Raw genomic sequence first — 12,958 nt, 5'->3', positions numbered from 1 at the left:
CACGGCGTCAATCACAAAAATTCAATTTGCCAGGAGTTGATGTAGCCGGTGTCTTGGCTGTACACATCGGTGACCCGCAATTGCCAGGTGCCGCCCGCAGGTGCTGTGCCTTGGTCGGTGGTGACCACTTCATCCAGGTTGTTGGTGCTGCCCCCACTGGGGTTGCGCAAGGTGGTCACTTGGCCATTGGGCGCCACCAACTCCACCCGCAAATCACCCCGGTAGGTGTGCACGATGTTGTAGCTGATGCGCATGTCACCGGCGGCGCCGGTTAAGCCCACGGTGATTGAGCTGGTGGCACCAACCGGGTTGTTGTCGGGGATGTTGACGTTGCTGTTGTTGGTATAAACCAGCGGGGCTGAGTCTGTGTATTGGGCCAACAAGCTGGCGCCACTGAAGTCCTCATAGGCATGGATCAACACGTGGTAGGTGCCGGCTTGGATGTTATTGATGGTGCAATTTTCATGGTTACTGCCAGTCCAAGAACGGCAATCAAAAGTGCCGGTGGTCGGTTGGCTGCCATGCCTGATGTACAGGTCGGCATCGCCACTGCCGCCACTGAGGCTGAAACTCAAAGCGCTGGCAGCGGCTGGCACTTCGAAGGTGTAGAACTGCTGACTGCCGCTGTTACCTGACAAGCCGGATTTGGGCACGCCATTGCTCAGTGCCGAGCCCGCGTTGTCACCGAAGTTGACTGACACGGTGGCGCTGGGCATCGACTCATTGGCGGCCTGATCTTCCGCGGTGACGTAATAGCGGTAGTGGTTGCCGGCAGCAACGGCGCTGTCGGTGTAATTTGAATAGACCCGTAAATTTGCATTCAGTGGATTAAACGGGCCGTTGTTGACCGATCGATAAACGGTGTATCCGGCCAGATCGGTTTCGTCGTTGTTGTACCAATCGACATAGATGTGTTGGTTGTTGGGGGTGGCACTGAGGTTGCTGACCTGGGCTGGTGGGGTGGTATCGGCGCCGCCACCGCCATCACAAACCAACTCGAACACACAGCGCACCCATTGGGGGTTGTCGATGAATGGGTTGCGGTTGCCTTGGGCCGCGGCCACCGCTTCATTGTGTTGGTGTTCATATATATCAACCGGGTCATTTTGGTGCCAAAGCAACAGCACCGACAACAAACCCATGTAAGCCACACTTTCGTTGTTGCCCGTCTGTGAGGCTTGGATCAAAGCCAAATCATCGGTCAGGCGTAAATCCGGTTCCCAGTGACCAGTGATGCCATGGGTGCCGCCGGCATAACGCACATCCATGTAAAACAGGGCACGGGCGATGTCGCCCTGGCGGGCTGACCACACATCCCACACCCCGCTTTTGGTGTGATTGGACTGCCCGGCACCCCCACGGCCATTGTTCACTTCGGTGCTGCGCTCATCACAACCACCGGTACAAATGTCAAACGGCTTGTTGCTGCGGGAAGAGTTGTAAGAGCCGTTGGCGATGAACAGGTGGTGCATGTCGGTGTAGGGGTAATTGCCACTGCCGTCGTCAGGGAAACCATAAGATTTTGGCCAGGAGTGCTCCCGGTTGTAATCATTGTTGCCGCCGCCAACTTTTTGGTAAGCCGCGTTTTTGTAAATGGCGATGACTTCATTGCTGTCATCGACATTTTCCCCGGCCAATTCCAACACGTCCCAGGTATCGGTGGCCGATGAAGTGTAGGGCAGTCGGGTGTGGTCATCGATGATGGCGTGCAGTGAGTTGCGCAAGGCCGTCGGCGTTGACTCATCGACACTGGCATAGTAGTTGGGGTCGGCTTGGGCCCAAACCCAAGAAGAAAAAAGCAACAGGCTGGTGTTGATGCACAGCCTGACCAGAGATCGGTGTCGGTTCATGATTCACTCCCACTTGTGTTTGTTGTCGTCAGGTGAGCGTTGCGCTGAACCTGTGACCCGCAACTTATCAAGGGCATGTGAACCCGGGATGACGCTGGGGTGACGGTTCTGTGAACAGCCCACCACATCACATCCTGTGACACCGCTCGCACCCTTCAATGGGCGTCTTTTGGGTGTCGCACAATCCGGTGCTGTTTGATTATAAACAGGGCAGTCTGAGGCAAAACCGGTGTTTGGTCACAAAAAAACACCCCCAACCGGCTGCATATCTGCAACGGTGGGGGTGAAACAGTGATCAGCCATCAAAATCATCGGCAAAGATCACATCGGGGTTTTCAAAGCTGTAAACCCGCACCGAGCCCGAGTCATTTTCGCCATCAATCGAGTCATCGCCAGGCAACCCCACCACCAGTTCGGGACCGGCTCCGAAATCGCCCACTGTCATGACATAAGCCATTTCATCGCCGCTCAATGAACCCGAGTTTTGATAGATGTTGTCTTCGATCGTTAATCCGGAATTGCCGCCATAAATGATGTGAAAAGCACCAGCCAAGCCATCTTCTCTGGGCACCCCCACCACCAAATCAGTGTACAAATCATAATTCAGATCACCGGCGGTGAGGGCGTCGCCAAATTGATCACTGTTTTCAGCCACGCCATTGATGCCGTCGGTGTTTTGATGAAAGATTTGGTTGCCAGTGGTGCTCAATCCCGCCACACCACCATAAATGATGTTGACCGCACCAGCGGCAAACACACCATCGCCATTCAAGTCCTCGCCAGTGACGCCGACAGCCAGATCAAAGGCCTGGTCGCCATTGAAGTTACCTGTGGTTAAGGTTTGTCCGAAGCGGTCATTGTTTTCTGGCACCCCAATGATGCCATCGCCTTGGTGCCATATCTCATCATCGGCATTGGCCTGCAAACCGGATGCCGCACCATAAAACACTTGGACAATACCCGCGTTGGCCTCACCGTCTACCATTTCACCAGGCACACCCACTGCCAAGTCAGAAAAAACCACATCTGATCGGAAGCGGCTGGCAGCCAGGCTGCGACCAAATTGGTCATTGCTTTCGGCCGAATCATCAATGCCAAATGTGTTTTGGCTCAGTGAATCGCGGTTGGCACCGTCCAATCCAGCTGGGTCCCCATAAAACACATCGACCTGGCCGGCATTCTGAATTTGGTCGGCATTACCAAAATCTTCAAACGGTGTGGAAACCGCCAGATCAACACAGCGGTTGCCGTTGTGGGTGTCGCCATCGAAGTTGCCAGTCACCATGGCCCAACCAAATCGATCACCGGCTGAAATTGAACCGTTGAATGAAGTGCCCAAGCCGCTGCCTTGCCAAATGAAGGTTGAGCCTTGTCCATTGTCAGCAAAACCTGAGGCCGAAGCATAAAAGATGTTGATGGCCCCCACATTACTGCGGGTGCTGCCGCTGAGAATGACGGACTCATTGGGGGTGCCAACGGCCAAGTCATCAAACCCATCACAGTTGAAATCACCACTGGCGATGCTTTGACCGAATTGGTCATTGGCCTCAATGCCATTGAGGGTTTCCAGATTGCTGCCGCTGTTGTCGAAAGTTTGATACAGGTATTGGTGGTTGTCTGGATCCAAACCATTGGGTGTGCCATAGATCACCAGCACGGTGCCGGTGTTGAGGATGGCACCAAAGAAAAAGTCATGGTTGGGGATGCCAATGGCCAGGTCTTGCCAACCGTCGTTGTTGAAATCCCCATCAGCCACCGCCTCACCAAAGCGATCGATGGCCACAGTGCTGCCACTGATGCCAACGGTGTCTTGGTTCCACAGCCGCTCATCAATGACGTTGAAGAGCCATGCAAATGGGCTGTCAGGCTCTTGTTGTGCTTGACTTGAGTAACTGCCCAGCAGCAAACCCAAGATCATGATTGTGTCGTATCGTTTCATGTCATACTCCTAACTGTTGAAAAATTGGGGCATTTGCAGCCCTTATTGGTGAGTTCGCTGTATTCAGGTAAATTTTTCATCCATGCCGAAAAAAAACCTTTGAGGGTCATAAACTGCCAAGTCTTTCACAATTTAAGCCTTCTGATCCTGGTGATCTTGTGACGGTGCGTGGCAAAGGCTATGATGATTGGTCATGAACACCCGCAATGACATGCATGCCATCACCTCGTTGTTCGACCAACACTTGTCGGCAGGCGCCTGTGATGAATTGTTTGATCGTTTGTACCCAGCGATCAAAGCATTGGCCCGCAAGGAACTGTTGAAACTGAACCCAGGTCAGCACATGAGTCCCACCGTATTGGTGAATGAGTGCTATTTGAAGTTCAAGCTACAAGGCCACTACAGTTTTGAGAATCAGCAGCATTTTTATCACACAGCGGCCCGTTGCATGCGCTTCTATCTGATCGATAACCTGCGGCATCACCAGCGGTTGAAACGTCAAGGTCAAGAGACCGCTTTTCAACACAGTCAAGTGCAGGGAGATAAGGACATCGCTTTGGACATGATGTTGTTGGATGATGCCTTGCAACAACTGCAAGTCATTGACCCAGCGCTGGCTGAATTGACCTCCCTGAAGTTTTTTTCGGGCATGACTTTTGCTGAAATGGCCGAAATATACGCTTGCAGCATTTCACAAGTGCACAAGCGATGGCAAATTGCCCGCGCCTTGTTGATGAACCTCATAGAAGACAGCACTGCCTCATGAAACCCTCTGATACACAGCACCTGTGGCAACAGGCCAAAGCCGCATTCGAAGCTTATGTAGATCTGACTGAGGCCCAAGCCCAGGCCAAGTTGGCAGCGGATGACACATTGTCACCAGCGGTGAAACAACACGTACAACGGTTGTTGGCTGCCATGAACAAATCGAAAACCTTGCTGGATGATGTAGACGCCAGCCAATTGTTCCGACGCATGCAACAGCTGACTGACCTGACAGGTGCACGCATTGATCATTATGAGTTGACTGATTTGTTGGCAGTGGGAGGCATGTCATCCATTTACCGGGCCAAACGGGTTGATTCTTCGGTGCAAAAGCCGGTGGCCATCAAAGTCTTGTCGGTGCAGTCTGATTCGGATGAATTGGTCACCTTATTTCAGCGTGAGTTGAAAGCGCTGTCAAAATTGAACCACCAACACATCGTGGCTTTTTATCATGGCGGTGAATCCAGTGAGGGCATTTATTATTTGGTGATGGAGCTGTTGGCCGACGCCATCACCTTGCGGGAATACGTGGCCCGGCAAGGGGCCGATGAGCGGCGCACGGTGCAGTTGATTCATCAAGCCGCAGCCGCCATGGTCAATGCCCACGATCATTTGATCATTCATGGCGATTTGAAAGCCGACAACATCTTGATGGATGCCAATGACCAACTGAAAATTGTGGATTTCGGTATCGCGGCGTTCACTTATCAGCAACAACGCCAATCCCATCCCATTTACACCCCCAACATCGCGTCTCCAGAACAGGTGCGGGGTGAGCACATCACCATCAAAACCGACATCTATTCATTGGGTGCCACGCTGTTGCAGTTGCTCACCGGGCGGTCACCGCAGCCAGCATTCACGGCACAAGATCATGACCCTGAAGCCATCACTGCCCACATCAAACAGCTGTTACACTTCCACTCAGTGAACCCCGAACTGGGCCAAATCATTTTGCGCGCCATGCACCAAGACCCCCTCAAAAGGTACGTGACGATGCATGATTTGGCAGCCGATTTGGCCCATTGGCTGGCCAATGAGCCGGTGGCAGCCATGCAAGGTGGGCGGGCTTATCACTTGCAGAAGTTTGTGCAGAGGAATCGATGGTTGACTGTGGGTTTGTTGTCTTTGTCTCTGGTTTTGTTGGTGGCCATGGTGGTGGTGCAGTACTATGCCATGGAAGCCAGGCAGGAAGCGAATCGGGCTCAAACCACCTTGGATTTCATGACCCGGGTCCTCAGCCAAGCTGATCCGGCTCATCCCAATCAGGGCGCCACCACCATTCGAGAAGCGGTCAAGCTCACCTTGTCACAGAATCAGGATGCTTTGGCCGAAGATCCAGAGAGTCAAATAGAAATCCTCACCAAGGTGACTGAAATTTACACCCAATTGGCCTTGTATGACGAGGCCGCCACCACCGCAGAACAGATTCATCAGATTTATGTGAAAACCGAAGGGGCCCTGTCACGCCCCGCTTTGTATTGGTTGTATGAAGCCGCCGGCCACCACCATGCCGATGGTGCCTTCGAACGCTGTTTGCAGGTTGGTCATTCGGTGATTGCACAACTGGATGCAGCGCCCGAAGATTTTCCATCGGTGCGATTGAACGCCTTGAATGCCATCATCAAGTGCCATGTGGAGCGCTTTGAAAATGAAACCGCCTACCAGTACATGCGAGTGGCTCATGAGTTGATGGAATCTGGGCGCATCAAAGACCGCGAAGCACTGGGCCGAACTTACAATTCATTTGCCGTGATCACTCGGCGACAAGGGGCCTATGAGCTGTCCGCTGATTTTTATACCAAGAGTTTGTCTCACATTGCCGCTTCATTGGGTCGTGACAACACAGCTTATGCCACCATCTTGAATGGTTTTGGCCGCATGTATATGCTGCAAGATCAATACGCACTGGCTCGACCCTATTTGGAGGAATCGGTGGCGCGGGTCCAGGCGTTTGATCCCGACAGTCATGTGTTGGCGCGCAACATGAGTTATCACGCCAAATACCTGTTCAACACCGGCCAGCCGCTGGCTGCCTTGCAGCAGTTGGAACAAGCGGCTGCCATTGCCGCCAAGCGCAATCACCAGTTCACCTCCATGATCATTCAGGACTTGCGCCATGAATTCAACCTCAAAGCAGGCCAGCACGAAGTGGCCTTTGACGCTGCATTGAATGGTTTGAGTTTGGCCCATCAGATGTATGGTCGAGACCATCCACGGGTGGCTTTGTATCTGCAGCTATTGGCGCAATTGCTGGCCAGTTTGGGTCACCACGAATTGGCGCAACAAGCTTGGCAAGTCAATGTCGATCATGTGACCGCAAAAGGCCAAGGGCGCACCGAGACCGATATCAGCGATCAGGCCATCAATGTCGCTGAAATGGGTTTGGGCGCTTGGTTGGCCGGTGATCAGCTGGCAGCCGCCCAATTTTGGCAACAAGCCCAAAACTTGGCTGATGACCTGGCGGTGGTGGCGGCCCTGGGTGAATTGTTACAGCCTGGACAAGACGTGGCGGTGGCGGCTGACCGTTCGCCAGCCGATGCCATGTCATTGTGGCAACAGTTGACCTTAGCCAGTGATGACCCAGACCATTGCCAACTTGACCGCCAACCAGCAGCATTGATCAACCCGGTGTATTTGGCCGTGTGGCATCGGCATTGTGAGTTGGCCGCAGCGTCCAACAATTCGACCCATCAGGTTGTTGTGCCAGCCGCACAGTTGGCCCTGATCAACCAATGGATACAGCGCTTGTCCCTGTCTGCTTCAGTGAATCCTGAAAGTTGAAATTGTGACAATTGTCATCATTCGTGCTCGATGAGAAGAAATGACCGCAGTCAGCTTTCCAACCAAAAGGTCACGGGTCCGTCATTGACCAGACTGACTTGCATGTCGGCACCGAACTGGCCGGTTTCGGTGTGCAAGCCGGTTTGTTTCGCTAGCGCCACCATTTGATTGAAGATGTGTTGTCCATGCGCTGGGGTGGCGCCGCGGGAGAAGCCAGGTCGGTTGCCTTTTTTGGTGTCGGCCACCAGCGTGAATTGCGACACCAACAACAGCTGACCTTGGATGTCATTCAGGGATAAATTCATTTTGCCCGCGTCATCGGCAAAGAGGCGGTAACGAGCGATTTTACCCAGGATTTTTTCGGCGTCTTGCACGGTGTCCTCGCGCTCCACCCCGATCAAAGCCAAAATGCCTTGTTGGATCTGGCCCACGGTTTGACCGCCGACTGCGACCTGGGCTTGTTTAACGCGTTGGATCAGGGCTTTCATGAACTGGGATATTAGCAGAAAACAGGGAAAAATTTAGGCCTGGGGCTGTATTTAGCGTGAATTCAGTCGATGAAGGCATGCACCTGATCTTGTAACTGCGCCAAGTAATCGGGTTGGGTGGGATCCAGCCAAATGGCGTCCGGTTCTTTGCGCAACCAGGTCAATTGCCGCTTGGCCAGTTGGCGGGTGGCAGCGATGCCTTTGAAGATGAAATCCTCGCGACTGGTGTTGTGCTCGAGGTGTTCCCAAGCCTGGCGGTAACCCACCGATCGCATCGATGGCAATTCATCGTGGTTGCGGGAATCGGCCATCAAGCTGCGCATTTCATCCAAAAAACCTTGCGCCAGCATCTGTTCAAAGCGCATGGCGATGCGCTGGTGCAGGAGGCTGCGGTCGGCCGGTGCAATGATGATTTTCAAGGTTTGGAAAGGCAGCTTTTGACCCTGGTCCATGGCATACAAGGTGGTCATGGTTTGCCCGGTCAATAAATACACTTCATAGGCCCGGTTGATGCGCTGCGGGTCATTGGGGTGGATGCGGGTGGCGCTGTCTGGATCGACTTCGGCCAATTGTTCGTGCACGTGTTCCCAACCAAACTCGTCTGCCATGGCTTGGATTTTGGCCCGCACGGCTGGGTCGGCTGCTGGCAGTTGCGACAAACCGTGCTGTAGGGCGTGGTAATACAACATGGTGCCGCCGGCCAACAACGGCATGCGGCCACTTTCGCTGCTGGCTTGCATCAGGTTTTTGGCGTCGTGACAAAAGTTCGAAGCCGAATAAGGTTCCCACGGCTCACAGACATCGACCAAGGCATGAGGCGCGCGGGCCAGGGTGGCGGCGTCGGGTTTGGCGGTGCCGATGTCCATGCCCTTGTAAACCAAGGCGGAATCCACGGAGATGATGTTGGCGTTGAATTGTTCGTGCAGCAAGATGGCGGCATCGGTTTTACCCGCTGCCGTTGGTCCCATCAGCAAGATGGCTTTGGCTGCTGCAGTTTGATCCACCATGGCGGATGATTATTGACCACGAAGGAATAATTTGTCCAGTTGTTTCATGTCCAATTGAGCCCAGGTGGGGCGGCCGTGGTTGCACTGATCCGAACGCAAGGTGTGTTCCATGTCACGCAACAAGGCGTTCATTTCCATGATCGACAGTTGGCGATTGGCCCGCACCGAGCCATGACAGGCCATGGTCGACATGATCTCATTAATCTGGGCTTCGATTTTTTGGCTGGAGCCCAAGGCCACAATTTCAGACAACACGTCTTTGATCAGGTTTTCCACATCGGCATTGGCCAACATGGCGGGAATCTTGCGGATCACCAGGCTTTCTTCACCCATGACCCCCAACTCAAAGCCCAATTGTTCAAACCACTCTCGGTGGGATTCCACCGCACCCACTTCGCGGGCCGACACATTGACCTGAATCGGCACCAACAGTTTTTGGTTTTTCAAGGCATCGGCATGGAATTTTTCTTTCATGCGCTCATAGGTGATGCGCTCATGGGCCGCGTGCATGTCGACGATGATCAGGCCATGCTGGTTTTCGGCGATGATGAACACCCCGTGGATCTGCGCTTTGGCATAACCCAAAGGCGGGATGTCTTGGTGTTGACCATCGGCCTCAGGTAAGCTGGGGCTGCTGATGGCATCACCCACCGGATAAGTGTGCAATTGGCTGCTTGCTTGGGCCGATTGTTGTAAATAGTCAAAACTGGCCTCGCGCACACCTGCTGCTGGGGTGCTGGCACCCAAACCACCGTAACCACCCCCGCCAGACAGGTTCATGCGGTGTTGCATTTGTGAGTAATCCGGCAAGGGCTCGGCTTTGGACTCTTGCATGGCACCGACACGGGTGGCGGCCAGCGACTGATGGATGGAGCCAAAAATGAAGTCATGCACCAGCTTGGAATCGCGAAAGCGCACTTCGTGTTTGGTCGGGTGGACGTTGACATCGACCAATTCAGGATCGATTTCCAGGTACAGCACAAAAGCCGGAAAGCGACCATGGAACAGCACGTCTTGATAGGCTTGGCGGATGGCATGACCCACCAGCTTGTCTTTGATCATGCGTTGGTTGATGTAGAAAAATTGCCGGTCCGGTTGCGCCCGATTCCACGACGGTTTGGCCACCCATCCCGACAGGCGCAAGTTGCCGCGTTGTTGTGTGATGAAAATGGCGTTGTCGATGAAGTCTTTGCCACACAGTTGGTTGATGCGTTGGTGGCGCAAGATTTCGGTGTCGCCACCTTGGGCATTGCGGATCATTTTGCCGTTGTGGCTGAGGCGGAAGGTGACATCAAAGCGTGACAAGGACACGCGCTTGATCAGCTCATCAATGCGCAGGTATTCGGTTTTGTCGGTTTTCAAAAACCGCCGTCGGGCTGGGGTGTTGAAAAACAAATCGGCCACAATCACTGTGGTGCCCACCGGATGGGCCGCCGGTTTGGGACCGTCAATCTCGCCGCCGTGGGCGCTGATCTGGTAGGCCATCTCGGCACCTTGGTGGCGGGAAATCAATTCAAAACGACTGACCGAAGCGATGCTGGGCAAAGCTTCGCCACGAAAACCCATGGTCAACAACGATTCCAGGTCGTCCAAGGAGTGGATTTTACTGGTGGCGTGGCGCTGTAAAGCCATGGCCAAATCGGCCTCAGGAATGCCTTGGCCGTTGTCGGTGATTTTGATGCGCTTCTTGCCGCCGGTCTGCACGTCGATGTCGATCACGGTGGCACCGGCGTCCAAGGCATTTTCGACCAGTTCTTTGACCACCGAAGCCGGTCGTTCAACCACTTCGCCAGCGGCGATTTGGTCGATCAATTGATTGGGTAATTGTCTGATAGGCATGGCACTTATTTTAACACGTGTGGGGCCGATCTCTGCAGCGTTTCCTGTCTGCGATTATGTGATGTGCAGCGGAATGGTCTGCTGTCGGGTTTGCTTGGCATGCCTTTTCAAGACCCCGTAAAATACCCCCATGGCCAGCACCGAACCCAATAACCACAAGGAGGCAAACACGGGTTGGTTCTTGAACATCACCACCTGATAAAAGCCACTGGCGATCAGGTAGGCCACCGCGGTTGAATAGGTGGCGGAAAACACCGCCCATTTTTTGCCCGATTCCTTGGCAATGGTGGCGATCACCGTCACACAGGGGAAATACAACAACACGAACAGCAGGTAGGCATAGGCAGCCCAAGTGCTGCTGAATTTGTCCTGTAAAATGCCAAACAGTTGACTTGAAACCCCTTGGTTTTCAGCCATGGTTTCCACCGCATCAATTTCGGTTAATGACATACCCAGCGGATCGACCAGGGCATCGGCCAGACCGACGGCTTTGTCAGGAATGGTTTGTACCGCGGCCAACAGTTGTTCGCCGATGCTGGCGTCGGTCTCCTCGATGGATTTGGTGTAGATGGCGTCCAGCGACCCGACCATCACTTCTTTGGCCAACAAGCCCGTGAACAAGCCCAACACCGCCGGCCAATTGTCCTCATCAATGCCCATCGGCGCAAACAGCGGGGTGGCGATTTGCGACCCGGCCGCCAGTAAGGACTCGTCGATGTCTTCGTTGCCCCAGCTGAAATCCCGACCAATCGAAGCTATCAGTTGCAAAATCAGCACGATGACGATGATGATTTTTCCGGCATCGACGATGAAACCCCGCAGCTTGTGCCAGGTTGATTTGAGGATGTGGCGAACCCCTGGGAAGCGCCATTGGGGCAGTTCGATCACAAACGGATCGGGTTTGCCAGGCAAAATGGTGCGGCGCATCAACAAGCCGGTGGCAATCGCCACCAGCACCCCAATCAGGTACAGTGACAACACGATCAAGGCCGCGTGTTCGGTGAAAAAGGCCGCCACAAACAAGGCGTAAACCGACAAACGGGCGCCACAAGACATGAACGGGGCCATCAAGGTGGTGATGATGCGCTCGTCTTGACGGGCCAATTGGCGCGTGGCCATCACCGCCGGCACATTGCAGCCGAAACTCACAATCAAGGGCACAAAGGCTTTGCCTGACAGGCCGATGCGGTGCAACCAATTGTTCATCACAAAGGCCGCCCGCACCATATAACCGGACTCTTCCAGCAGGGTCAAAAACAAGAACAGAAAACCAATCACCGGAATGAAGGTGGCGACGGTTTGGATGCCGGCACCGATGCCATCGGCCAGCACCACTGCCAACCAGTCAGGGGCATGGATGGCAGCCAACAGTTGTTTGGTGCCGTCGATGAACAGGGCGCCGGCAGCGATGTCGAAAAAGTCGATGAAGACGTCGGCCACATTGATGGCAAAGAAAAACATCAAGTACATCGCCAACAAAAAGGCCAAGGTGCCGGTCAGTGGCCGGGTCAACCACTGGTCCACCTGGTTGAAGGCCGTATGGCTGCTGGCTTGGGCGTTGGCTTCGGTGTTGGTCTCCGCTGTGTGGGTGACCGCTTGGGCCAGTTGTAAAGACTGTTCAAAGCGGGCCTCGAAGATGCGTTTGCTGTCGGCCAGCACATCTTCTGAGCGTTGCAAGTGGGCCTTGATGGCGGCCGCAGGGCTATCGGCCGCGGGCAATTCGATGTCGGCCGGCAGTTCGGTGTGCTCATGGGGCACATGATCGGGGCTGGCCAGGTGGGCCGCGATGGCATCAAACAATGCCACCAGACCGATGCGCTTGATGGCGGTGGTGCTGATCACTGGGCAGCCGGTCATGGCGGCCAATTTTTGCGTGTCGATGGTTTTGCCACTGGCGGCCCGCTCGTCATCCATGTTGAGTACCAGCACGGTGGGTTTGTCCAAATCCAATACTTCGCTGGTCAGGAACAAGCCGCGTTCCAGGTTGTTGGCATTCAGTACATTGACATACAGGTCGATGTCGCCACGTTCAATGGCCTGTTTGACCACCCGTTCATCTTGGCTCAAATCAGCCAGCGACAAGCCATAAATCCCGGGTAAATCGACCAAGGTGAACTGGGTGTTGTGGCGCACCAGGCGGGCTTGGGTTTGGTTGACGGTGACCCCGGCCCAGTTGCCGGTTTTTTTGTTTTGCCCTGCCAGCGCATTGAACAGGGTGGTTTTGCCACAATTGGGGTTGCCGATCAGGGCGACCCGTGGCAAGGTTCTCTGGCGCTCATTCATGGC

Annotated in this window: 8 protein-coding genes; 2 read left to right on the top strand and 6 right to left on the bottom strand. The window is 54.2% G+C overall.

The annotated features are described in order from the left end of the window. Positions 1-11: 11 nt before the first annotated feature. Together K7G70_RS07340 and K7G70_RS07335 are read right to left on the bottom strand one after the other, a co-directional pair. Positions 12-1,850: an endonuclease gene (locus K7G70_RS07340; RefSeq protein ID WP_223787968.1), complete on the bottom strand. Its 1,839-nt coding sequence runs from the start codon at positions 1,848-1,850 to the stop codon at positions 12-14. A gap of 295 nt (positions 1,851-2,145) precedes the next feature. After that, positions 2,146-3,789: an integrin alpha gene (locus K7G70_RS07335; protein ID WP_223787967.1), complete on the bottom strand. Its 1,644-nt coding sequence runs from the start codon at positions 3,787-3,789 to the stop codon at positions 2,146-2,148. Between the two features lie 193 nt (positions 3,790-3,982). Between K7G70_RS07335 and K7G70_RS07330 the strand changes: the two genes are divergently transcribed. Next, positions 3,983-4,555, top strand: coding sequence for an ECF-type sigma factor (locus K7G70_RS07330; protein WP_223787966.1), 573 nt, complete (start codon positions 3,983-3,985; stop codon positions 4,553-4,555). After that, the gene (locus K7G70_RS07325; RefSeq protein WP_223787965.1) at positions 4,552-7,338 is read left to right on the top strand and encodes a serine/threonine-protein kinase; all 2,787 of its coding nucleotides are present in this window, start codon (positions 4,552-4,554) and stop codon (positions 7,336-7,338) included. Before K7G70_RS07330 ends, K7G70_RS07325 begins: the two co-directional genes overlap by 4 nt. A 50-nt stretch (positions 7,339-7,388) precedes the next feature. On the opposite strand, the gene dtd is transcribed toward K7G70_RS07325, so the two are convergent. The 4 genes from dtd to feoB form a co-directional block, all read right to left on the bottom strand. Further along, positions 7,389-7,826, bottom strand: a complete 438-nt coding sequence (gene dtd / locus K7G70_RS07320) for a D-aminoacyl-tRNA deacylase (protein WP_223787964.1) — start codon at positions 7,824-7,826, stop codon at positions 7,389-7,391. Between the two features lie 62 nt (positions 7,827-7,888). Continuing rightward, positions 7,889-8,833: a tRNA (adenosine(37)-N6)-dimethylallyltransferase MiaA gene (miaA, locus tag K7G70_RS07315; protein WP_223787963.1), complete on the bottom strand. Its 945-nt coding sequence runs from the start codon at positions 8,831-8,833 to the stop codon at positions 7,889-7,891. A 9-nt stretch (positions 8,834-8,842) separates the two neighbouring features. Next, entirely contained in the window at positions 8,843-10,672 is a 1,830-nt protein-coding gene (mutL, locus tag K7G70_RS07310; RefSeq protein WP_223787962.1) for a DNA mismatch repair endonuclease MutL, read from the bottom strand. Positions 10,673-10,726: 54 nt separating this feature from the next. Continuing rightward, on the bottom strand, positions 10,727-12,955 hold the full coding sequence (gene feoB, locus K7G70_RS07305; protein WP_223787961.1) for a ferrous iron transport protein B: 2,229 nt from the start codon (positions 12,953-12,955) through the stop codon (positions 10,727-10,729). Positions 12,956-12,958: the final 3 nt, after the last annotated feature.

This window comes from Marinicella meishanensis, from assembly GCF_019931145.1.
GTDB lineage: Bacteria > Pseudomonadota > Gammaproteobacteria > Xanthomonadales > Marinicellaceae > Marinicella > Marinicella meishanensis.
This window is presented reverse-complemented; position numbering and strand designations above follow the sequence as displayed.